This is a genomic window from Staphylococcus sp. McC-251-APC-3A2 (assembly GCF_009695665.1).
GTDB classification, from domain to species: domain Bacteria; phylum Bacillota; class Bacilli; order Staphylococcales; family Staphylococcaceae; genus Staphylococcus; species Staphylococcus cohnii.
This window is the reverse complement of the sequence record NZ_VUNO01000003.1, coordinates 164,004-187,758: the sequence shown is the minus strand read 5'-3', so window position 1 is coordinate 187,758 and position 23,755 is coordinate 164,004. Positions and strand designations below refer to the sequence as shown.

At 31.3% G+C, this 23,755-nt stretch carries 28 protein-coding genes; 23 read left to right on the top strand and 5 right to left on the bottom strand.

The annotated features are described in order from the left end of the window. Positions 1 to 337: 337 nt before the first annotated feature. The 14 genes from FYJ81_RS08515 to FYJ81_RS08450 all read left to right on the top strand — a co-directional run bounded on the left by FYJ81_RS08515 (position 338) and on the right by FYJ81_RS08450 (position 12,889). Positions 338 to 880 (top strand): flavodoxin family protein, encoded by a 543-nt coding sequence (locus FYJ81_RS08515; protein WP_107383650.1) that lies wholly within the window; start codon positions 338 to 340, stop codon positions 878 to 880. 125 nt (positions 881 to 1,005) lie between these two features. Continuing rightward, positions 1,006 to 1,485 (top strand): GNAT family N-acetyltransferase, encoded by a 480-nt coding sequence (locus tag FYJ81_RS08510; RefSeq protein WP_107383651.1) that lies wholly within the window; start codon positions 1,006 to 1,008, stop codon positions 1,483 to 1,485. Between the two features lie 17 nt (positions 1,486 to 1,502). Further along, a complete protein-coding gene (locus FYJ81_RS08505) occupies positions 1,503 to 2,819 on the top strand; it encodes an HD domain-containing protein (RefSeq protein ID WP_181187665.1) in 1,317 nt (438 codons plus the stop codon). Positions 2,820 to 2,943: 124 nt separating this feature from the next. Next, positions 2,944 to 3,456 (top strand): YwhD family protein, encoded by a 513-nt coding sequence (locus tag FYJ81_RS08500; RefSeq protein ID WP_107383653.1) that lies wholly within the window; start codon positions 2,944 to 2,946, stop codon positions 3,454 to 3,456. 300 nt (positions 3,457 to 3,756) lie between these two features. Next, complete coding sequence (locus tag FYJ81_RS08495; RefSeq protein ID WP_019468431.1) at positions 3,757 to 4,170, top strand: DUF1934 domain-containing protein; 414 nt, start codon at positions 3,757 to 3,759, stop codon at positions 4,168 to 4,170. Beyond that, positions 4,171 to 5,838 (top strand): arginine--tRNA ligase, encoded by a 1,668-nt coding sequence (argS, locus tag FYJ81_RS08490; protein WP_107383654.1) that lies wholly within the window; start codon positions 4,171 to 4,173, stop codon positions 5,836 to 5,838. It begins immediately after the preceding gene. Between the two features lie 153 nt (positions 5,839 to 5,991). Next, complete coding sequence (locus FYJ81_RS08485; RefSeq protein ID WP_107383655.1) at positions 5,992 to 6,627, top strand: endonuclease III domain-containing protein; 636 nt, start codon at positions 5,992 to 5,994, stop codon at positions 6,625 to 6,627. A gap of 76 nt (positions 6,628 to 6,703) precedes the next feature. Next, entirely contained in the window at positions 6,704 to 7,585 is an 882-nt protein-coding gene (locus tag FYJ81_RS08480) for an ABC transporter substrate-binding protein (RefSeq protein WP_107383656.1), read from the top strand. A 224-nt stretch (positions 7,586 to 7,809) separates the two neighbouring features. Further along, positions 7,810 to 8,760, top strand: coding sequence for a FecCD family ABC transporter permease (locus tag FYJ81_RS08475; protein WP_107383657.1), 951 nt, complete (start codon positions 7,810 to 7,812; stop codon positions 8,758 to 8,760). Positions 8,761 to 8,862: 102 nt separating this feature from the next. Beyond that, positions 8,863 to 9,561 carry an HAD family hydrolase gene (locus tag FYJ81_RS08470; RefSeq protein WP_107386216.1) on the top strand — a complete coding sequence of 233 codons (699 nt, stop codon included), beginning with the start codon at positions 8,863 to 8,865 and terminating at the stop codon, positions 9,559 to 9,561. A 3-nt stretch (positions 9,562 to 9,564) separates the two neighbouring features. Further along, a complete protein-coding gene (locus FYJ81_RS08465; RefSeq protein WP_119517532.1) occupies positions 9,565 to 10,362 on the top strand; it encodes an alpha/beta fold hydrolase in 798 nt (265 codons plus the stop codon). Positions 10,363 to 10,510: 148 nt separating this feature from the next. Then, positions 10,511 to 11,017 carry an SA0570 family protein gene (locus FYJ81_RS08460; protein ID WP_107383660.1) on the top strand — a complete coding sequence of 169 codons (507 nt, stop codon included), beginning with the start codon at positions 10,511 to 10,513 and terminating at the stop codon, positions 11,015 to 11,017. Positions 11,018 to 11,156: 139 nt separating this feature from the next. Then, complete coding sequence (locus FYJ81_RS08455; protein WP_019468423.1) at positions 11,157 to 11,867, top strand: hypothetical protein; 711 nt, start codon at positions 11,157 to 11,159, stop codon at positions 11,865 to 11,867. Positions 11,868 to 12,085: 218 nt separating this feature from the next. Next, positions 12,086 to 12,889: an alpha/beta fold hydrolase gene (locus tag FYJ81_RS08450; RefSeq protein ID WP_107383661.1), complete on the top strand. Its 804-nt coding sequence runs from the start codon at positions 12,086 to 12,088 to the stop codon at positions 12,887 to 12,889. A gap of 214 nt (positions 12,890 to 13,103) precedes the next feature. Here the strand turns inward: FYJ81_RS08450 and sarA are convergent, their stop codons facing one another. The 3 genes from sarA to FYJ81_RS08435 all read right to left on the bottom strand — a co-directional run bounded on the left by sarA (position 13,104) and on the right by FYJ81_RS08435 (position 15,900). Next, positions 13,104 to 13,478, bottom strand: a complete 375-nt coding sequence (sarA, locus tag FYJ81_RS08445; protein WP_019468421.1) for a global transcriptional regulator SarA — start codon at positions 13,476 to 13,478, stop codon at positions 13,104 to 13,106. Positions 13,479 to 13,840: 362 nt separating this feature from the next. Further along, on the bottom strand, positions 13,841 to 14,764 hold the full coding sequence (locus FYJ81_RS08440) for an efflux RND transporter periplasmic adaptor subunit (protein WP_107384660.1): 924 nt from the start codon (positions 14,762 to 14,764) through the stop codon (positions 13,841 to 13,843). A 206-nt stretch (positions 14,765 to 14,970) separates the two neighbouring features. Continuing rightward, positions 14,971 to 15,900 carry a DMT family transporter gene (locus tag FYJ81_RS08435; protein WP_107384661.1) on the bottom strand — a complete coding sequence of 310 codons (930 nt, stop codon included), beginning with the start codon at positions 15,898 to 15,900 and terminating at the stop codon, positions 14,971 to 14,973. A gap of 249 nt (positions 15,901 to 16,149) precedes the next feature. On the opposite strand from FYJ81_RS08435, the gene FYJ81_RS08430 reads away from it, so the two are divergent. Next, positions 16,150 to 16,398, top strand: a complete 249-nt coding sequence (locus FYJ81_RS08430) for a hypothetical protein (RefSeq protein WP_107384662.1) — start codon at positions 16,150 to 16,152, stop codon at positions 16,396 to 16,398. Positions 16,399 to 16,592: 194 nt separating this feature from the next. On the opposite strand, the gene FYJ81_RS08425 is transcribed toward FYJ81_RS08430, so the two are convergent. Together FYJ81_RS08425 and sroA are read right to left on the bottom strand one after the other, a co-directional pair. After that, positions 16,593 to 16,811 (bottom strand): DUF2922 domain-containing protein, encoded by a 219-nt coding sequence (locus FYJ81_RS08425; RefSeq protein WP_019468416.1) that lies wholly within the window; start codon positions 16,809 to 16,811, stop codon positions 16,593 to 16,595. 14 nt (positions 16,812 to 16,825) lie between these two features. Further along, a complete protein-coding gene (gene sroA / locus FYJ81_RS08420; RefSeq protein WP_154409558.1) occupies positions 16,826 to 17,032 on the bottom strand; it encodes a sigS mRNA-stabilizing protein SroA in 207 nt (68 codons plus the stop codon). 146 nt (positions 17,033 to 17,178) lie between these two features. Here sroA and FYJ81_RS08415 point away from each other — a divergent pair, with 146 nt between their 5' ends. Genes FYJ81_RS08415 through FYJ81_RS08380 form a run of 8 tightly spaced genes read left to right on the top strand, consistent with a single transcriptional unit; the run spans position 17,179 to position 23,603 of the window. Then, positions 17,179 to 17,730 carry a tyrosine-type recombinase/integrase gene (locus tag FYJ81_RS08415; RefSeq protein WP_107386496.1) on the top strand — a complete coding sequence of 184 codons (552 nt, stop codon included), beginning with the start codon at positions 17,179 to 17,181 and terminating at the stop codon, positions 17,728 to 17,730. A 23-nt stretch (positions 17,731 to 17,753) separates the two neighbouring features. Beyond that, positions 17,754 to 20,150: a DUF4040 family protein gene (locus FYJ81_RS08410; RefSeq protein WP_107384664.1), complete on the top strand. Its 2,397-nt coding sequence runs from the start codon at positions 17,754 to 17,756 to the stop codon at positions 20,148 to 20,150. Next, positions 20,137 to 20,562, top strand: a complete 426-nt coding sequence (gene mnhB2, locus FYJ81_RS08405; protein ID WP_107384665.1) for a Na+/H+ antiporter Mnh2 subunit B — start codon at positions 20,137 to 20,139, stop codon at positions 20,560 to 20,562. The genes FYJ81_RS08410 and mnhB2 overlap by 14 nt, the downstream gene beginning before the upstream one ends. Next, a complete protein-coding gene (gene mnhC2, locus FYJ81_RS08400) occupies positions 20,559 to 20,906 on the top strand; it encodes a Na+/H+ antiporter Mnh2 subunit C (RefSeq protein ID WP_019468411.1) in 348 nt (115 codons plus the stop codon). The genes mnhB2 and mnhC2 overlap by 4 nt, the downstream gene beginning before the upstream one ends. Further along, positions 20,896 to 22,398, top strand: coding sequence for a Na+/H+ antiporter Mnh2 subunit D (mnhD2, locus tag FYJ81_RS08395; protein ID WP_107386494.1), 1,503 nt, complete (start codon positions 20,896 to 20,898; stop codon positions 22,396 to 22,398). The genes mnhC2 and mnhD2 overlap by 11 nt, the downstream gene beginning before the upstream one ends. Further along, entirely contained in the window at positions 22,398 to 22,880 is a 483-nt protein-coding gene (mnhE2, locus tag FYJ81_RS08390) for a Na+/H+ antiporter Mnh2 subunit E (RefSeq protein WP_040029960.1), read from the top strand. Before mnhD2 ends, mnhE2 begins: the two co-directional genes overlap by 1 nt. Next, positions 22,877 to 23,179 (top strand): Na+/H+ antiporter Mnh2 subunit F, encoded by a 303-nt coding sequence (mnhF2, locus tag FYJ81_RS08385; RefSeq protein ID WP_019468408.1) that lies wholly within the window; start codon positions 22,877 to 22,879, stop codon positions 23,177 to 23,179. The genes mnhE2 and mnhF2 overlap by 4 nt, the downstream gene beginning before the upstream one ends. Then, a complete protein-coding gene (locus FYJ81_RS08380) occupies positions 23,154 to 23,603 on the top strand; it encodes a Na+/H+ antiporter subunit G (protein WP_019468407.1) in 450 nt (149 codons plus the stop codon). The genes mnhF2 and FYJ81_RS08380 overlap by 26 nt, the downstream gene beginning before the upstream one ends. Positions 23,604 to 23,755 lie beyond the last annotated feature (152 nt).

Sequence of the window (23,755 nt, the reverse complement as noted above, 5' to 3'; positions counted from 1 at the left end):
GGTAACCCTTGAATCACTTCACAATTTATTGTGTTAGTGGGACTTATGCATGAGCTAGTTCAGGTAATGCCTTTATGCGTTTTCAATTCTAGTCATCCTTGTCGGGAGTGGGATGACGAAATCTTTTTAAGAAAATTAGATTGCTATCCTACTCCCATTTTATAAAGTTTTAAAATTTAAATTGAAATATATAAATTTATAAATTTTCCTGCAAATCATTTAATGCTATAATATAATATTGTAAACGCATGTTATATTTATGAACTTTTGTGTAAGATTATTAAGATGTCTCTAATGAAATATTTTAATATATGAAAAGGATTAAAAGGAGATTATTATGATTACAGTTTTGTTCGGGGGCAGTCGTCCGGAAGGGAATACTGCTCGATTGACTAAAATGGCTTTATCAGGACACGACTACAAATGGTTTGACTTAACACAGTATCAATTGAATCCAGTGAGAGATGTAAGGCATGATGGGACAACAATAGATGCTTATGAAGATGATTATAAAAAAATTATAGACCAAGTGTTAGCCAGTGATACAATTATCTTTGCATCACCTGTTTATTGGTATAGTTTATCTGCTTCTTTGAAAGCTTTCATTGATCATTGGTCTGAAACTTTAATGGATCCTAATTATAAAGATTTCAAAGCGAAAATGGCTGAGAAAGATTTTCGACTCATTATTGTCGGTGGAGATTTTCCAAAAGTAAAAGCCAAACCATGTATCACCCAAATGAAATATAGCTTAGAATTTTTAGGTGCTACGCTATCTGGTTATATAATTGGAACTGCTGAAAAACCAGGAGATATTGATAAAGACTCATACGCATTAAACCGCGCACAAGAATGGCAAGATACATTAAATAATGTTTAGAGATAGTTTGGGCAATTGTTATCTATTGTCCAAGCTATTTTCATTTGAATAGATTAAGTATTTGGAACACTAAAATTATGTTATAATAAGAGTATTATTACCTACTATAAATAGGGGGAACCAACATGCACAAAGTTAGAAAAGCAGCGCCAGAGGATGTTGTAGGCATCAGAGATGTAGCAACAAAAGCTTGGTATAATACTTATTTAAATATCTATGCAGCTAAAACTGTAAATGAATTATTAGCTGCTTCATATAATGAACAACATTTACTTAAAAGATTAGAAGAACAATTATTCTTAGTCATTGAAGAAGATGATCAGATTATTGGTTTCGCTAATTTTATATATGGCACTGAATTATTCTTATCAGCCCATTATGTGAGACCCTCATGGCAACATCATGGGTATGGTTCTGATTTACTGAAAGAAGGCTTGGCGTATTTCCAAGATGAATATAATGAAGTATTTTTAGAAGTTGATAATAAGAATGATGAAGCTGTATCTTTTTATGAACAAAAAGGGTTTGAACGTGTGCGTTCATATATGCATGTGATGTATGGGGAAGAAATGGATTTGGCATTGATGCGAAAAACTTTAAAATAATTGCACATTAACAAGGTATGAATAGGAGGACGACATTGACTTTTACAACTTATGCTACACAAAAGTTACCTGAAGAAAAAGTATTTAAAGACCCCATTCATAGGTATATTCATGTAAGAGACCAAGTGATTTGGGACTTGATTAAAACGAAGGAATTTCAGCGTTTACGACGTATAAAGCAATTGGGTACATTATACTTATCATTTCATACCGCTGAACACAGTAGATTCGGACATTCTTTAGGTGTATATGAGATTGTTCGAAGATTAATTGATGATTCGTTTGACGGTCGTGAAGCATGGAATAATGATGATCGTCCACTTGCATTATGTGCTGCATTATTACACGATTTAGGTCATGGACCATTTTCACATAGCTTTGAGAAGATTTTTAATACAGATCATGAGCAATTTACGCAAAAAATCATTACTGGTCCGACAGAAGTAAACAGTGTATTACGACGTGTTTCTGAAGATTTCCCGCAACAAGTAGCTGATGTTATTAATAAAACACATGAAAATAAATTGGTCATATCTATGATTTCTTCACAAATAGATGCTGATAGAATGGATTATTTGCAACGTGATGCTTATTTTACAGGTGTTAGTTATGGACAATTTGACATGGAACGTATTTTGAGATTAATGAGACCTTCAAAAGATGAAGTGCTTATTAAGGAAAGTGGTATGCATGCAGTAGAAAACTTCATTATGAGCCGTTATCAAATGTATTGGCAAGTATACTTCCATCCAGTTAGTCGGGGTGGAGAAGTGTTGCTTAACAATTGTTTGAAACGAGCAAAGCAACTTTATAATGAAGGCTACACATTTAAAAAATATCCTGCTGATTTTATTCCTTTCTTTGAAGAGTCTATGACGATTGAACAATATGTAGATTTAGATGAAGCGGTTGTAGTTTATTACTTAAAAGCATGGATTAATGAAGATGATGCTATATTGAGTGATTTGTCACGCAGATTTATTAATCGTGATTTGTTTAAATATATGCCATTTGATGGTTCTATCATTACAATTACAGAATTAACCGATTTGTTTATACAAGCAGGTATAGATCCGAATTATTACTTTGTAAGCGAATCATTTTCAGACTTGCCTTATGATTATGATCGTCCAGGATCAGACAGACAGCCGATTCATTTGTTGAGACGTAATGGTAAAATAAGAGAAATCAGTAGTCAATCCTTAGTTATTCATAGTATTACAGGCATTAATAGACAAGATTATAAATTATATTATCCAAAAGAATTTATTTCTGATATAGAAGATGACCAAGTTAGAAATGCTATTAATAGTATATTAGATGAATTGAATTAAACAATTAAAAATTGATTACTTTTATCGTATTGTTAAATATGGCAAAATTTTAATATAGACAACTTATGTATGATGAGAAATAACGATTACATAACTACTTGTTTTAATATGGAGGTGGACACTGATGGCTGAAAATAATGGATTTAAATTTAATATTATTAAAAATGATCCACTGGATGGGCACAAAGGTACCAATATTGGCTCTATAAGTTTAGATAACGTAGCTCCTGTGTTTATCGATGTTGCAAATGAAGAGGCATTTATTGATATTGCAGGTATGCATGCACGTTCCAGTGTTGAAAAAGGTGTCAAATGGATTAAAGATAAAGCGACCGTTGAAGGTGAAGAAGCAAAAGAATATTGGTTGTGTTGGGTTACGACAGAACGTGGCGAAAATGGACCGTTTTATGCTGGATTGACAGCTTGCTATTTATTAGTAAATAGAAGTATTCGCAGAGGTTACAAAAGCATGCCAGAACATGTGAATATGATGGATAAATCAATGAAACATTATATTGAAATTGACCAAATTGGCGACCACAATAAAAAAATATTAGCAGCGTTTCTTAAATCACATGATATAGATATGTGGAATAACTCTGACGCTTCATTACGCGAATCTTTGGAGACGGAGTAACAACATTTAGTTTTTAATGATTATACGATATGAAGTGGATTTAAGGTGTTTTAATGGTCTTATAATACACGGTTTGATATTTGTGTGAATTGAAAAGAGTAGAAATACGAAATCAAATTGAAATTTTGATTTTGTTTTCTACTCTTTTATTATGTGTGATTTTAGAATAAAGTGAATGTGTTGTAATATTAACTATAAAAATATAGATAATGTATTTAAATTAATTTTAGCAACTGTTTTGCATATTTCAAGTATGCTATAATGGTTTGTATTATTTTAAAGATTAGGGTGAAACTTACATTGGAAAACAATGTTGAAATCCAAACGAAACAAGTTGTTAAGCAATTCGATAACAAAGAAAAATTCTCATTGTCTACTACAGGATCTTGGCAAAAGCGTAAAGCTGATTTTATTCGTTATCAAGAAGAGATAGACGGAGCAACAGTTAACGTGACGGTAAAAATTGAAACTTCAGGAGTAAAGATTATCCGCAATGGTGACATTAAGTTAAACCTTCATTTTGTAGAGGGCGAGGATACGATTACTTTGTATGAAATTAGTGGCGGGCGCATACCGCTTACCGTTTATACACATTCTATTTTACATTTTGTAAATGATAACGGTGGAAAATTGAAAGTGCATTATGATTTAATTCAAGATGAAGAGAAGATGGGGTCTTATCAATATGAAATTACTTACAAGGAGATGCCGTAAATGAACATAATCGAACAAGTCAAGCAAACGTTAGTTGAAGAAATTAAGAAAAGTATTCAACAAGCACAACTTGCTGATATGAACGAAATGCCTGAAATTAAAATTGAAATACCAAAAGATAATAAAAATGGTGATTATTCAACAAATATAGCAATGGTTTTAACAAAAATAGCGAAACGTAATCCACGCGAAATCGCAACAGCAATTGTTGATAATTTGGATACAACGGCTGCACAAGTTGAAAAAGTTGATATTGCAGGGCCTGGTTTTATCAATTTTTATTTAGATAGTGCTTATTTGACTGCGATTATTACTGAAGCAATAAATAAAGGCAATCAATTTGGCCATAAAGCAGAAAAAAATGGTGAAAACATTTTATTAGAATATGTATCTGCTAATCCTACGGGGGATTTACATATAGGCCATGCGCGTAATGCGGCAGTTGGCGACACGTTGGCTAATATATTAGAAGCAGCTGGTTATAATGTAACAAGAGAATATTATATTAATGATGCGGGTAATCAAATTACTAATTTAGCACGTTCAATAGAGGCGCGTTATTTTGAAGCGCTTGGTGATAATTCTTTTGAAATGCCAGAGGGCGGTTATCATGGAAAAGACATCATTAATATTGGTAAAGATTTGGCAGAGAAACAACCTGAGATAAAAGATTTAGACGAAGAAGAACGTATTAAAACATTTAGACAACTTGGTGTTGATTACGAAATGCAAAAACTAAGAAAAGACTTAGATGATTTTAATACACACTATGATAGTTGGTTTAGCGAAACAACACTTTATGAATCAGGTGAAATCAAACAAGTACTTAATAAAATGACTGAACTTGGTTATACTTATGAAGAAGACGGTGCAACATGGTTACGTACCACTGATTTCTCAGACGATAAAGACCGCGTATTAATTAAAAAAGATGGCAATTATACTTACTTTTTACCAGATATTGCTTACCATTTTGATAAAATTGAACGTGGTAATGATATATTAATAAACTTATTTGGTGCAGATCATCATGGTTATATACAGCGTTTGAAAGCATCGATGGCAACATTTGGTGTTGATAGTGAACGCCTTGAAATTCAAATTATGCAAATGGTCCGTTTAATGCAAGATGGCCAAGAAGTAAAAATGAGTAAACGTACCGGAAATGCAATTACTTTACGTGAAATCATGGATGAAGTAGGCGTGGATGCTGCGCGTTATTTCTTAACGATGCGTAGTCCTGATACCCATTTTGATTTTGACATGGAATTAGCAAAACAAGAATCGCAAGATAATCCGGTATATTATGCGCAATATGCACACGCACGTATTTGTTCAATATTAAAACAAGCTAAAGAAAAAGGTGTTGAACCTTCAACTGATGCAGATTATTCGTTTATCACAAACGGCAAAGCGATTGAACTCATGAAAAAAATTGCAGAATTTGAATCAACGATTGAAAATGCTGCAGCACACAGAGCACCACATAGAATGACAAACTATATTCAAGATTTGGCGGCGCATTTCCATAAATTTTACAACGATGAAAAAGTCTTAACAGATGATTTAGAAAAAACAAAAGCGTTAATTGCATTAATTGATGCAGTGAGAATTACGCTACATAATGCATTGAACCTTGTTGGCGTAACAGCGCCAGAGTCGATGTAATCATTATTTAATTAAAGTAAACGTTTATTTAGGAGCAAGTTTAGGTTTGTTAATCATAGTTTGATGTGATTTCATCAGTACTATCACCAAATCTTACTTGCTCTTTTTTGATATTTGTTATTTCATTGTGACCAATGGGAGGGTAGTGCTTACATGTTAGATACTCAGTCGTTATATAAAATATTATTTTCACATATGGGTTCGCAACATTGGTGGCCTGCTGAGTCGAAAATCGAAGTGATATTAGGGGCGATTTTAGTACAAAATACCAATTGGAGAAATGCAGCTTATGCGCTCGAACAATTAAAAGTGAAGACTGAATTTGATCCTGAGCAGATTTTAAATTTGAAGTTAGAATCTTTACAAACGATTATAAAATCTAGTGGGTTTTATAAAAATAAAGCTCGAACGATTTTGAATATACTTGCTTGGCTGGAATGTTTTGATTTTGATTATCAAGCTGTAAGATCATATTATCAACATCAGTTGCGTAATGCTTTATTAGAGGTTAAGGGTATTGGTAGTGAAACGGCAGATGTTTTATTAGTATATATTTTTGAAGAAGTAGCTTTTATTCCAGATAGTTATACTAGAAGGATTTATAAAAAATTAGGTTATGCAAATACAGAAAGTTATGAAAAATTGAAACAGCATATTCAACTGCCTGAAACTTTTACGAATACAGATGCTAACGAATTTCATGCATTATTAGATAACTTTGGAAAAAATTACTTTAATGGGAAAAATGAAAAGAAATATACATTTTTAGATACTTATTTTGAAAAATAAATTTCATAAAATAGACTTAACGATTGAGATAAGAGTTTGGTAATATAGAATAAAACAACTATTAGGAGATTAAGGTATGAAAAAAAGAACTAAATTGTTATGTCTGTTGCTTGTTTTTATAGTAATCTTAAGTGCTTGTGGCACTAAGTCAGACCAGAAGCATGATAGTCAATCTGAAGGTCACACTTATAAACGTATTATTTCTCTAATGCCAAGTAATACTGAAATATTATATGAACTCGGTTTGGGTGATGATGTGATAGGTGTTTCAACCGTAGATGATTACCCTAAAGAAGTGAAAGATAAAAAACAATTTGATGCGATGAAACTTAATAAGGAATCATTAATGAAAGCCAAACCAGATTTAATCTTGGCACATGAATCTCAAAAAGCGACGAATGATAAAGTACTTAAAGGATTAAAAGATAACGGTGTGAAAGTGGTTTATGTGAAAGATGCACAATCTATTGATGAAATGTATGAATCATTTATGCAAATTGGTAAGGTTACGCATAAAGAAAAAGCATCTAAAAAACTTGTTAAAGAAACAAAACAAAATATCGAACGTGTAAAAAATTCAGTGCCCGATGATGCAAAAGGGCAAAAAGTTTTCATGGAAATTTCATCTGAACCTGAAATATACACTGCAGGAAAACAAACATTTTTTGATGATATGTTGACACAATTAAAAGCAGAAAATAGTTTTTCTAATTTAAACGGTTGGCAAAAAGTCAGTAAAGAAGATATTATTAAGCAAAATCCAGATTTGATGATATCGACAATGGGCATTTCATCGTCTGAATATCAAAAAATGATTCGCAAACGCGGTGGTTTTAGTCAAATTAAAGCTGTACAGCATAATAAAGTTAAAGCTGTTAATGGTGATGAAATATCAAGACCAGGTCCCCGTATCGATGATGGGTTGAAAAAATTGAAAGAAGCTATTTATGAACAATAATACGTTAAAATACAGAGATAGATTAGCCTAAGTTCTAAATATTTTTGGCTAACAATTCAACGTCAATTACTATAGAAATTATATAGAATTGACGTTTTTTTATGAATAATTTGTAATGCAATATTTACTTTTATCTTAAAAATATATACCATTTTAGTAATGAACGATAATTATTTTTATAATTCATAATTTCTGAACGATTTTATTGAAAGCGTGGCAAAGACATGAAATATAATAAAGCACTCATTATTTGTATCGTCATACTCACTATCAGTATGTTGCTAAGCATGCTTTGGAATATCGGAAATATTAACGAAACATTGTCACAATCCATTTTATTTCAAGTTAGAGTGCCTAGAACACTACAAGCATTATTAGCTGGGATAGGTTTAACATTAGCAGGTCATATGTTTCAAACATTATTAAATAATCCTTTAGCTGATAGTTTTACATTGGGCTTAGCAAGTGGGGCAACTTTTGGGTCTGGTATAGCGGTCGTATTAGGGTTATCATTTTTATGGTTACCGGTCTTTTCTGTCATTTTTAGTGTTATAACATTAATCACAGTGATTTCACTCACTACTGCTATGTCTAAAGGTTATCCGATAAGAACGCTCATCTTATCTGGAATTATGATAGGTGCGCTGTTTAACGCATTTCTTTATGTATTGATTATTTTTAATCAACAGAAGATGAATAATATTGTGAATTATATGTTTGGCGGTTTTTCATCTGCAGAGTATAACGAGGTAATCTATATAGGCATTACGTTATTAATTGGTATCATTATTTTATGTAGTGTAATATCAAAAATTAAGATATTACAGCTAGGCTATTTGAAAGGCACATCTCTAGGTTTAAATGTACAACTTTTAACATATGGCGTGTTATTGATTGCATCATTGATTACCGCAGTTATTGTTGCATATGTGGGAATAATTGGCTTTATAGGCATGATCATTCCTCAACTTGTACGTCGTCAGGGTCAACATTTCGATCTTGGACAACAAATGGTACTAAATATGTTGATTGGTGGTATAGTAATGGTAATGTCAGATTGGTTAGGGAGTACATTATTAAGCCCCTTTGAAATTCCAGCTAGTATTATCTTAGCATTATTAGGCATACCGGTATTATTTTACCTCATGATTACTCAACCACGGAGCATAGAATAAACTTAAAAATCCCTATCGTCTTGAAACAGTTTATACTATATAATGATATTTATTAATTAAGGTTAAGTAAAAGGTAAACCTAAGATTGAAGAGGTTATGATTATGGATTTAACTCAAGTAAAAGCAATTGTGTTTGATTTAGAAGGAACATTATTAGATAGAAAAAAATCTAGAGAAAAATTTATAGAAGAGCAGTTTGAAAGATTTCATGACTATTTTGTACGCATACAATTGGAAGACTTCAAACGTAAGTTTATAGCATTAGATGATGATGAAGATCATGACAAACCCGAATTATATAAGGCGCTCATTAAAGATTTTCACGTAGACCGCCTAACTTGGAAAGATTTGTTTAGTGATTTTGAAATGCATTTTTACAGATATGTATTCCCTTATTATGATACACAGTATACTTTAGAAAAATTAACTGAAAATGGTTATTTGACTGGTGTTATTGCAAATGGTAAGTCGAAAATCAAGCAATTCCGACTGCACGCACTAGGCATTGAAGATAGTATCAATTACTTATCTACATCTGAAACTGTAGGCTACCGCAAACCACACCCTAAAATTTTTGAAGATATGCTGTCACAATTAGGAACTAAACCTGAAGAAACAATTTATGTTGGTGATGATCCACTCAATGATGTAGCACCTGCAAGAGCAATGGGTATGATAAGCATTTGGTTTAACGAAGATAATGAAAATGATTTAACACCTTTACCAGAAGAAGTAGATTTTACGATTAAAACTACGGAAGAACTACTTTCCATTTTATCAATTAATAAGAAAGGGAGATAAAGGATGAACCTATTTACAACAAGTGATGGTATCGCATTAAATTACAAGACGAGTGGCGAAGGTAAAGCAATTGTCATGATTCATACTGCTTTTGATAACTTTACAGTGTTTAATGATTTAGAAACTAAATTTAATAAAGATTATCAGGTAGTACTTATCGATTTAAGAGGTCATGGCTATTCCGATAAACCGAATGAAATCAATTTCAGAACATATGCAAAAGACATTAAAGAATTATTAGATTATCTATACATTCATGAATGTTCTATCATAGCTCACGAATTAGGTGGTTCAATTGCTGCATTATTTGCAACACAATATCCGGAAACAGTGTCATCATTAACGATGGTGAATCCTACACTATTGAATGACATCACGCCTGAAGAGCGTTTATATAGAAAATATTCGGATAAAATTAGAAATTGGGATGATGAAACACAACAAAAATTTCTTGATAAACAATTGTATTATTCTAAAAGAAAAGCAAAAAAATTCTTAAAACAAGTTGAAAATACGAACAGTTTGTCTACGAAATCAGAAATTGAAGCGGTAAAACAATCATTTATTGATAATAATGTTATGCATTATTTAAAATCATTAGATTTACCTACATTAATTATTGTTGGACAACATGGAGAAAGAACAACAACATTTGAAGCAAAAGAAGTTGCGGATTATATCGGAAATACCCAATTTGAAGTTTTCGAAGAATCTGGATTATATCCGTTTGTAGAAGAAAGAGATAAATTTATCAACGATGTGAGCAGATTTATAGAACAACATCTTCAAGTAGCATCTTAATTTTAACGGAGTGATAGATTTCTTGAGATATTACAATATCACATTGTTTTGTAATCATTTTGTAACATCACTGTTATTTTAGTAATGTTTATAGTACAATGTGAATAAGCACAATGAAGGTAAGTTAAATATAAAGGAGAGAGTGCTTATGAAAAAAATATGTGCAGCAGTTTTAGTTACAGGTTTGGCATTTTCTGGTATTTCTGCAGGAAGTGTTGAAGCAGCATCAGGGAACTCTATCCAAAGTGTTAATGAATTACAACATGGTGATCAATCATTAGAAGGTGCGAAATTAGGAAGTTCTATTCAATCAGTATTAAAAAATAATAAAAAACCAGTTTATTCATATAAACCTGATGGCTCAGAACATTATTATGAATTTAAAAAAGATAATGGTGTCCTTGTGGTAACTGCAGATGGCAAGAAAAATAATGGTAAGATCATACGTGTATCAATGAGTTACAACGACACAAATGGACCATCATATAAAGAAGTGAAAAATGCTGTAAGCAGCGATGCAGTTGCTCGGGAACATTATAATAAAGTAACAGGCAACTTTGGATATGTTCAAGACAATCAAGTATCTTATCAATTTAGTTCTCCATCACCTAGTGATAAAAATATTAAACTTTATCGCATTGATATTGGTAAATAATCTTCACTTGTAATTATTAAAATGAATAATAACCGACAAGTTTAAAGCTATATACTTGTCGGTTATTTTATTGTTACAATAAGTGAAAGTCTAATTTTATTAATAAATAAAATACTTATTTAACAAAAAGGAGCCTATCATGAGAGTCAATGACAAAGTATTAATAGAAAATATCAATGATTATTTCACTCATAAAGGTCTTTCTCCCAATCTTATAGATGATATTAAAGGAAAATTGAAAAAAGAGTTAAAGAAATCAGAAGCACAAGATTTGGATTATATAGAATACAGAAAGAAATCACCAGCTGAAATAATTTTAACGATTCAACGCAATTTATTTACATTACAATTAAATCCAATTGTATTTTTTATTATCAATTTTATTTTATTATCTTACTTGTATGATAAACAGTATGTGCCGTTCCAAGCAGCGACGGGCTTATCCATTTTTTATTGTTTAATTATTTTACCTATTTCAATCTTCATTTATTTGAGGATTGATTGGAAAAATTATCTCTATAGTAATAAATTTGAAAGAGTGATAGGGCTCAGTGTTGCAGCAGCAGCGCTTATCTTGGTATTTGCGCACGCTTTTGGGTTTAATTTAGGTATCGTTGCTGTATCATTATATGCGCATCAATTTATCTTTTTTGTAGGTATTATATTTAGTATTTCAGGTGTCTACTTTAAAAGATTAGAATTTACCGGAATTGGCTTATTATTTTGCCAAAAAACAATCGATGCGATGGTTAGCAATCCAGTGATTACACAAATTGCATCTATTGTTATTTGGGTATTATTATTAATTGTCATAATTTATTACACAATTAGAATATCTTCAAGAAATTAAAGTTTCTTAATTACTTGGTGGTGTTGTAACACAATAAGTTGCATATACTCAACTTACATTTAATGTGCAAAAACATTAAGTGTAGGTTGGGTATTTTTATCTTTAAAGCCCAATACTATAAGGTCATAGTAAAAAGAAATGTTGCAGTTAAATATTTAAAATTGAGCATATGCATCATAAATCGAGGGTATATAAACCATATAAGGAGGTGGCCCACAATGGAAAAAGTAGAAATTAGTTGTAACACTAAATTGGCATACATCCGTGAGGGTCTAGGCTTTCCTATAATTTTAATTCATGGTTTAGATGGCAATCTAGCTTCCCTATGTAGATTAAAAGATGAATTAAAACATAATTATGATGTCATTACTTATGACGTTAGAGGACATGGTAAGTCCTCAAAACCTAATGCGTATCATTTAAAAGACCACGTAGAAGATTTGAAATTATTAATGAAAAAGTTAAATATTGAAAAAGCGCATTTAATTGGTCATGATATGGGCGGACTTATTGCTAAACATTTTGTTGATAAATATGAATATATGGTTGAGTCATTAACTTTAATCGCATGTAATCTTATTGATAGTGTATTGGAGTTAAACAAATTAATGATTGAACATGACGACGAAATAGAAGGATTTGATAAATCTGAATCTCTGATTTTATTATTACCTTATATGTATAAAGACCAAGAAAAAGCTAAAAAATGGTTTCAATCACAGTTGATTTATAATAGACAATCAGCTGAAGAAAGTGCGATAGCTACAAGAGCATTAATGGAATTTCCTGTATATAATCAAAACATTGTACTTGAACAAACTAGCATTCCTACACTAATTGTAAATGGTAATTATGATCCATTAATTACTAAAGAAATGAAGCGCGAATACAATCAGGTATTTCATAATTTAGAAATAGTTGATTTTAACCAATCAGGACACGCACCTCATATTGAAGAACCAAACCACTTTTTAGACGTTTTTTTAGCGTTTATAAAAACAAATGAATACTCAGAAGGATAAAATTGTTAAAATATGTGATGTTTATTTTTGATTTCAAATGCTAAGTGTTAAGTATGAAAAGAACGAATACATTCAAAAACATAAAAGATGCAAAAGCGAGGTAAGATAAAACATTAAAATTTTTTCGGTATATATATAAAACCACTTCACCAAATTAATTCGGCGAAGTGGTTTTTTATGTTGATAGATATTTTATGTGGGAAGCTAAAGTTAGTTATACTTCTTTTTCATCATTTGCTTCTTGAATACGCTTGTTAACACGTGATAATAATTCATTGATTTTTTTACGTTGTTTAGAATCAACTAATATTAAAACTGTTCTTTCATCATGTTCATTACGCTTTTTATCAAAATAATCTTCTTGAGATAAGTTTTTAACCGCTTTAACAACTTGCGGTTGTTTATAATTTAAATGATTGATAATATCTTTTAGATAATATTCTTCGCTTTCATGTTCACTAATATATGTTAATACAGCGAATTCTTCGAAACTTACTGAAAACTCTTTTTTGATAATACTTTTTAATTTATCAGCGTACGTTACCATTGCTAATAGTTCAAAACAGTCATTTATTTTGGTGATAGCCATTTTTAATTCCTCCCTAATTTATATGCCCAATCTAATATACATATTAAAAATGTTTTTGTATAATAATTTGTCTTAATTCAAAGTTGAATACAAAGTTTTTATCATAATTTACAGCTCTGATATATTTGGGTAAAATATATTAAAACTAGCATTATTTAGTTTATTATAACTAAATTAAAATAGCAAGTAAACATAAAACTGATTAAACGGTATGGTAATGTTTAAATTTATTAATTCAATTATTTAAACACCAATCATTTAATTATAATAATTGCTCTAAATTTACAATTTACCACTATTTGATAAAAACTGTAAAAAACAAATTATATTTTAAAGATTTATTGTATTTATACTGTGCACATCTAATTTTTGGACCGCACAGTGTCAACATTTCTAGCTATGATATCTCCAGGTTTTAAACCTTCAATGATAAGCATAGTTTTTTTATTACCCGATTTTTCTGATTTAATAACCTTTTTAATAAATTTTTTATTTCTTAGTAAATAAACAAATTGTCCATTATCTATTGCAGTACGTGGTATTTCTATCAGAGTAGTTGGTTTTTCGATTTTTACATGTTCACCAAAAATGTGATCAGAGTTTGGTGAAATTTCAAGCAAATATTTAGATGGTTTAGATAAATTTGTTTGATTGATTGGAAGTTTAGATATATGCGTAATCTTACCAAAACTATTATTTGTAATATCACTACTTATCTTTACTTTGTCCTTGATATGTAAGTCGTTTTTTTCTTTCTCAGATATCTCTGCTCTTATGACAGGCTTAGGATCATAGATTTGGATTAAGGGTAGGTTTTGTGAAAGCATATGCGAGGGGTTTATGATGACGGTACCGGAAATGGGTGAGAAAATTGTAGTACGTAGTTTAGATTGTAAGTGGGAAATTTCAGTTTTTAAGTTAATAAGTTCAGCTGAAGTAGATTTATTAGTTTTAATAAGTTGAGCTAATAACTTTTGTTTTTGAGCGATGCGTTGTTCAATGTGAGGATTATAATACTCAAAAAGTGGTTGGTTTTGTGTTACTTTTGTTTCGGTTTGTACGAACCAGTCGTGGATAGCACCTTGAGAAGCATCATAATTGATCGATACTAACTGAGAAGGCTCTTGTCTTCCTATAAAGAATGGTGATTTTTTATAAGAAATTTTAACTGTTTCGATGTGCTCTTCAAAGTTATTACTATGTGTTTTTAAATAAAACCATAAGGATAGGGCGATTGTGCTAAAAAGGGTTAGTAACGTGGTTAATATGATAAAGATACGTTTCAAAATTTGTCACCTCTAGATGTATTATTGTACTGATTATACTGCTTTTATAACTACTGTGCCACAGAAAAAAAGAAGCTAAGACATATTAATTGTCTTAGCTTCTTATCATTAAAACAAACCCCAGGACTGTTATTATTAGTGAGGTAGGAGGACATAATTTTTTTGAATAAATTTAAATTGTATTTTACATTCTAGGCTATCATTACTTAAAACAATCTTAAAAGTACGATGCCAATCATCATAGCGACGATACCAACGATTTTTCGCTTCGTAATTTTATTAACATAAGTACCTAATAATCCAAAGTGATCAATAATTATGCCCATTAACATCTGACCTAACATCACAATAATTGTAGTTAAAGCAGCACCTAGGTGTGGCATCAATATAATATTTGTAGTGACAAAAATCACTCCAAGTATGCCACCAATGAAATAAATTGGTTTTAATTTGCCTTTTTGCTGATCATAAGCCTTCATCTTAAGTGTTCTATTGAAGATTAAAGTTAGAATGAATAATGCTATGGTACCAATCGTAAATGAAATTAAAGACGCTAAAATTGATGAATGTAACTGTTGTCCTAATGCGCTATTAATCGCAGTTTGTATTGGTGGACAAAAGCCGAATACAAAACCGATGATCAACCAAATATATACCTGAGCATTCATGTTTTTATCTTTGGGATTGCTACGTACATAATTCATAAGTATAATGCCAAGCATTAAAAAGAGAATACCCAATACTTTAAACATAGTAAAAGGCTCTACATCCGCGCCAAACCAACCAAAAGTATCAATTGTAACGCCCATAATAATTTGGCCAGCAACTGTCATTACGACGGTTAAAGATGCACCTAATCTCGGCAGTAATAATAAATTCCCCGTAAGAAAAATAACACCTAATATACCGCCGACAAACCATAGGTAACTCAATGATTGATTACTATAGAAATCAGTAGTAAAAACATGTGGATTGGTAATTAAATTGATTAAGATTAAAAAGGTAGTTCCAGTAGCAAAAGAAATTGTAGATGCATAGAATGAAGACTTCGTATAAAGACTTAATCTTGAATTTATCGAAGTTTGAAAAGGAACAACCATCCCAGCAACAATTCCTACTAAATATAAAAAAATCATTAAATCACGCTTTCTTCAGAGATAATTATATTATATAGGAAAGGAGTGGATTTTCCTATGCTCGTTTCTATTTATAAAAGAGGAAAGTATAAAATAATGTACACAACTAATGAAATATAATAAAATACTTATGTTGATGTTATAATTAAAGGGAAATTATTAGATTTAAATTGAAAATCAAGACCTATAAAAATTAGTAAGATGAATTTTTGGTGGTTTAAAAATATATAGAAGTGGTGACAATTTACATTGAAACAACTTTCAATCGTACGCTTATTAGATGAAGAAACTTTTTTTATAGGTGCAGGAAGTAATGAAGGAATTCAAAAAGAACAATTTATTGAAGTATTAAATCCTAGGAAATCATATAAAAATCTTGCTCAAGTGACAGAAGTTTTTGGACAATATGCAATGTGTAAAAAATTAGGAAAAAGTAAGATTTTTTTCGGTGATACAGTTAGATTAAGACCGATTAGAAACAAAAAATATCATAAATAATATCGTATATGTGATAAAAAGCGAATGCAATTTGATTCGTTGTTTTGTCACTTTTTTTATTTAAAACAAGGTAGCAGCCTAATGCTTAAGTGCATCAGGCTGCTACGATTGTTTATATAATTTGTTTACTTCAGCTTTCGGTGACTATACAAATACACTAGAAAAATGATATATGTGTTTAAAATTTTATTGATTTAACTTTCAAAAATTAATTTTGTAGATTTATCTATGATTTGTGCTGCACGCACTGTAGTAGGAATCCCCGCCTTAGGACGTAAGATATCTAGAGCAACTAATTTGTTCATTCCGTCTTTTACTGTACTTTCATTGATGAAGTGCTCTATTTTGGGTAATTGTAATTTAATGTCTTTGTTAACAGCATCATTGAATATAAGTTCTAAAGTTTGACTCATAATATTTAACCTCCTTAATTAACTGTTTCAGTTTTAATGATTTCCACTGTTTCAAATTTTTCTCCAGTGATTTGTTCGATGATAGATTTGAAACTTTTAATTTGATCAGTTGTTGTTTGGGTATTCAGATTTGCAAAGTGACGTTTAAATTGTGTAGCTTTTCCATCTTTGTCATATGTTATTCGTGACATAGTGACGGCTAAGTGACTGATTTGGTTCATTTGCTTAACCTCCTTTCACTATATATATCGTTATTAAATTTCAAATGGGTCAAAAAAATTTGAAAAAATTAGACAAAATACTTTCATGTGACAAAAACATGATATATCATTAAATATGCAACATTAATTAATTCAGAGGTGAATTTATGAATCAAGTAGACCCTATTAGGAATACTAATGAGATAAAAGCGATGTATGAGGTTTTAAAAGCCAAATCCATGCGTGATTATCTGTTGTTTAAGTTTGCTATACATACTGGTGTGAAGCTTTCCTCATTATTAAATTTAAATGTAAGTGATGTGAAAATAGAGGACGATGATATAAAACACTATTGGATAGAGACGCATGCACCTAAAATTCAGATTAGATTACCAGAAACTTTGAGAAATGAATTAATGACATATATATCAGAACAACAATTGAAGAATGATGAGTTGTTATTTCAGTCTAATAGGACATTAAAAGGTCTATCGCGACAGCAAGCTTATCGCATTATTCATCTTGCTGCAGAAGATTTAGGAATGTTACATATTGGTTTGACGACGTTGCGTAAAACATTTGCCTATCATGCTTATCAATCAGGTATTTCAATATCGATTATTCAAAAGTACTTAGGACATCAAACAACCTTTGAAACAATGAAGTTTATAGGTATTTCTACAAAATCTAGCAAAACAACGATAGCTTTAAATTTGTAAATTATAGTTAAAGGGGGTATAGGATGAGTTTAGTTTATTTACTGAGTGCGATCATTTTAATTATGATGGTACTTTTGCTCACAATGACGAAACGAAAATTTCATAAATTTGCTGGGCCAATCGCTTTAATCGCTCCAATCATTTCTTCTGTTTACTTTCTATGGCAATTGCCACAAGTAATGAAGGGGCAATTTGTATCAATTAAAATCCCTTGGCTCACATTATTGGATATAAATATAGATTTTAGACTAGATGGATTAAGTTTATTTTTTAGTTTGTTAATATCGCTCATTGGACTAGCAGTGTTTTATTATGCTACACAATACTTATCAAAAGAACATGATCATTTACCGCGTTTTTATATATACTTATTGTTATTTATGTTCAGTATGCTTGGTATTGTTACAGCAAATAATACAATTTTGATGTATGTATTCTGGGAATTGACGAGTGTATCATCTTTCTTACTTATTGCTTACTGGTACAGTAAAGGTGCAAGTCAATTTGGTGCTATCCAATCGTTTATGATCACAGTTTTTGGTGGTCTTGCACTATTAACAGGTTTTATCATGATTTATATTGTTACGGGTACAAATTCTATTACATCGATCATTGCGCAAAGTGACAAAATAGCTGATAGTCAGTTGTTTATACCAATTATTATCTTGTTGCTTTTAGGTGCATTTACTAAATCAGCGCAATTTCCTTTTCATATTTGGTTACCAAAAGCCATGGAAGCACCGACACCCGTGAGTGCTTATTTACACTCTGCCACAATGGTAAAAGCAGGTATATTTTTACTATTTAGATTTACGCCTGTTTTAGGGCTAAGTGATTTTTATATTTATTGTGTCACTTTTGTCGGATTGATAACAATGATTTTTGGGGCGGTTAATGCCACTCGACAATATGATTTAAAAGGTATCTTAGCTTATTCTACAATCAGTCAACTAGGTATGATTGTTTCTATGGTCGGTCTCGGTGGAGGCTTTGCACAACATACTACTGGTGAACTATCTAAAGTTTACAGCCTTATTCTCTTCGCAGGTCTTTTCCATTTGATGAATCATGCGTTATTTAAAGGTGCTTTGTTTATGGGCGTTGGTATCATTGATCATGAAACAGGTACGAGGGATATACGTAAATTGTCTGGATTAAGAAAAGTACTGCCAATCACACATGTAGTTATGTTACTTTCAGCTTTATCTATGGCTGGTATCCCATTTCTTAATGGTTTCTTAAGTAAAGAAATGTTTTTTGATGGTTTGGTAAGTTCATACCAATTACCTCAATTTAATATCATTTTAACAATCATTATTGCAGTGATAGGTGTTGTTGCTAGTATTTTCACGCTTATTTATGCAGTTTACATGATTAAGGAAGTTTTCTGGGGAGACTTTAAACATAATGATTCACCAGTACAAAGTCCTCATGAACCATTTTTATTTACACTACCTTCTGCAATTATGATGATTTTGTTGCCTATTGTGTTTTTTGTGCCAAATATATTTGGACATCATATTATTTTACCGGCATTACGAAGTATCACAATTGGAGAAAAAGTAGATAATATTGCACCGCATATATCACAATGGCATGGATTTAATTTACCGCTGTTGTTAAGTTTCATTGTGATTGTTGTAGGTTTTATAGCAGCGCTTAAAATTGATTGGAAAAAACAATCCGAAAAAATTAGAGTCAAATCTATAACAGATGTTTATTTAGACTCATATAAACAGTTTGAAAATTATTCAGGTTATAGTATTCGTACATTGATGAATAATCGTTTGAATCATTATATTATATTAACGTTAGCGGTTTTCATCATAGTAGTTGTTTATGGGATCATCCAAGCTGGATTTCCCGACGTTAAACAGATACATGTCAGTGAATTTGGCCCATTAGAAATCATCACGCTAATTGTTGTATTTATTCTAGGTATTGCTTTAACGTTTATTCGTCAACGTTTAACGATGGTAATATTAAACGGTATTATTGGTTATTGTGTAACGATATTCTTCATTTTAATGAAAGCACCAGACTTAGCGCTGACGCAATTAGTGGTAGAAACAATAACTACAATATTGTTTATTGTAAGTTTTTCACGCTTACCAAACGTACCACGTTCAAAAGTTCATAAGAAACGAGAAGCTGTTAAGATTATTGTTTCATTAATGATGGCGATTACTGTAGTTACACTTGTTTTCATTGCTCAGCAGGGTCAAACTATGCCAACGATTTCAACTTTTTATCACGATGCATACAAACTTGCAGGCGGTAAAAATATTGTAAATGCTATTCTTGGTGATTTTCGTGCTATGGATACCTTATTTGAAGGTATGGTATTAATCATCGCTGGTTTGGGTATCTATACATTACTTAACTTTAAAGAACGGAGGGGTCAAGATGAAAGAGAATGATGTAGTCTTACGAACAATTACTAAAATTGTTGTATTTATATTGTTAACATTCGGGTTCTACTTATTTTTAGCAGGACATAATAATCCTGGCGGTGGATTTATCGGTGGACTTGTATTCAGTTCTGCATTTTTACTTATGTTCTTGGCCTTCGACGTTAAACAAGTATTAGTCGCTTTACCACTTGATTTTAGAATATTAATGATCACCGGGTCTTTAGTATCATTTGCTACTGCTGTCATACCAATGTTCTTTGGTAAACCGTTCCTTTACCAAACAGATGCATACGTTCAATTACCGATATTAGGTGAAGTACATTTAACAACTGTTACGCTTTTTGAAGCTGGCATTGTTTTAGCGGTCGTAGGCGTTGTAGTAACAGTTATGCTATCCATAAGTGGTGGTCGCTCATGAATTTGATATTGTTAATGGTGATTGGCTTCTTAATATTTATAGGAACGTATATGATATTATCAGTCAATTTAATCCGTATCGTCATAGGTATTTCAATTTATACACACGCAGGAAATTTAATTATCATGAGCATGGGTCGCTATGGTAAGAATATGGTAGAACCACTTATTGGTGAAGGTAGTAAAAATTTCGTAGATCCATTGTTGCAAGCTATTGTATTGACTGCTATTGTGATAGGTTTTGCCATGACCGCGTTTTTACTTGTGCTCGTATATAGAACATATCGAGTTACTAAAGAAGATGAAATTGATGTGTTAAGAGGTGATGACGATAATGATGAGTAATTTGTTAATTCTGCCATTACTTCTGCCAGCAATTTGTGCGCTTGTACTGGTATTTATCCGTACACATAGCAGATTATCAAGAATTTTTTCAATTGGCACAATGTCTATTACGACAATCATATCTTTATTGTTATTGATTTATGTTATGCAACATAAGCCAATCGCTTTAGATTTTGGTGGCTGGAAAGCACCTTATGGAATTCAATTTGTTGGTGATTCATTGAGTTTACTCATGGTCACGACATCGAGTTTTGTCGTTACGTTAATTATGGCATATGGTTTTGGTAGCAGAGAAAAAAGAGCAATTCGTTATTACTTACCGAGTTTTATTCTGTTTTTAACAGTAGGCGTTATTGGTTCGTTTTTAACTGCAGATTTATTTAATATATATGTCATGTTTGAGGTAATGTTGCTTGCGTCGTTTGTGTTAATTACGTTAGGACAATCAGTTGAACAGTTACGTGCAGCTATTATTTACGTTGTACTTAATATTTTAGGTTCTTGGTTGTTATTATTAGGCATCGGTTTATTATACAAACTTACTGGCACCTTAAACTTTGCTTTAGTAGCGCAAAGACTAACTGAGATGCAAGGAGAAAGTTCAGTAGTAATTATTTCAATGGTGTTTTTAATTGCATTTGGTGCCAAAGCTGCGCTTGTATTATTCATGTGGCTTCCGAAAGCATATGCTGTTTTAAACACTGAGTTAGCAGCATTATTTGCAGCATTAATGACAAAAGTAGGCGCTTATGCCTTGATTCGTTTCTTCACACTGTTATTTGATAATTATAGTGGTATTACACATCCACTATTGGTTGTCTTATCTTGTATAACGATGTTAATTGGTGCATTTGGCGTCTTAGCTTATCGAGATATTAAAAAAATAGCAGCATATCAAGTTATTCTTTCTATTGGTTTTATAATTTTAGGTCTAGGATCAAATACAATTTCAGGTGTCAATGGTGCTATTTTTTATCTGACAAATGATATTGTTGTGAAAACATTGCTATTCTTTATCATTGGTAGCTTAGTATATATTACTGGTTATCGACAATATAAAAATTTATATGGTTTAGCTAAAAGAGAACCATTCTTTGGTGTAGCATTTGTGGTAATGATTTTAGCAATTGGTGGTGTGCCACCATTTAGTGGTTTCCCTGGAAAAGTGTTTATTTTTAAAGGTGCTGTTGAAAATGGTAATTATATTGGTTTAACTTTGATGATTTTAACTAGTCTAATTGGTATGTTTAGCTTGTTTAGAATTTTCTTCACAATGTATTTAGGTAATTCTGATAAAGGTGAACATATAGACTTCAAACCAATTCCTAGATATCGTAAAGGCTTAATCGGCATTCTTGTAGCAGCAATTATCGGTATGGGACTAGCGGCACCATTGATTTTCAAAGTAACTGATAATGCTACCCATTTAAATATGGATGATGGATTATATGAAAAAATGGTCAATCCTCATTTAGTGAAGGAGGAGAAATAATGAGACAAGTCTTACTTAATATGGTCATTGCATTTTTATGGGTGCTATTTCAAGATGAAGAATCATTTAAAGCTTCTACCTTCTTCTCAGGTTATCTAATTGGTTTAGTAGTTATTTATATACTACATCGTTTTTTTGGCCAACAATTTTATTTAAAAAAAGTTTGGGTAGCATTTAAATTTTTAACGGTATACTTATATCAGTTAATTACATCAAGTATGACCACAATCAACTACATTTTATTTAAAACGAAAGACTTAAATCCTGGTTTAGTTAGATATGAAACGACTTTAGAAACAGATTGGGAAGTTTCATTTTTAACGATTCTAATTATAATTACACCTGGTTCCACAGTTATTAGAATTTCAAAGGAAAGAAAAAAGATTTTTATACATGCAATTGATATCTCTGAAAAAGAAAAACAGAAACTGCTTAAAAGTATTAGACAATATGAAGGTCTCATATTGGAGGTGGCAGAATGATCGAATCACTGATAAATTTCTTTATAACAAGTTCAATTATTTTGTTTGGTATCGCACTTATTTTAACGTTGTTTAGGTTAGTAAAAGGACCAACGACGGCTGATAGGGTGGTTGCATTTGATACTGCTAGTGCCATATTAATGTCAACGGTTGGTGTGTTAAGTATTGTTTTTGGTACTTTTTCTTTCTTAGATTCTATCTTGTTGATTGCGATCATTTCCTTTGTAAGCACCGTTTCTATTTCAAGATTTATAGAGGGGGGGCATGTCTTTAATGCAAATAACAAGCGAAATCGTTAATTTAATTGCAGCGTTTATGATGTTCTTGGGCAGTATTATAGCTTTGATTAGTGCAATTGGTCTTATTAAGTTCCAAGACGTATTTTTAAGAAGTCATGCCTCTACGAAAAGTTCTACATTATCGGTATTGTTAACGCTGGTAGGTGTTGTCATTTATTTCATTTCTTCACAAGGTTATTTAAGTGTTAGGATGATTTTAGCATTGGTATTTATCAATTTGACTTCTCCAGTAGGTGGACACTTAATATCTAGAGCAGCATACCGAACAGGCGCTTATATGTATAGGAAAAGTGATGCACCTAAACAAACAAGTATCTTATTAAGCGCTTCGGAAAATGACACATTTGAACAATTGAAAAAACGTGCTCAAATACGTGAAGAGCGTAGACATAAAATTAATGAAAAAGAACAAGATAAGTATTAATTTAAATACAACCTACTTGTAGGTTATATATTAGACTAGGCGGGTTAGAAATCAAAATTAAGTTTGATCTCTAATCCGCTATTTATATATAACGTTATAAATGTTTTGTTAGTATTGATGTTTGTGAAATAACAAAATTTTATCATGGTTGA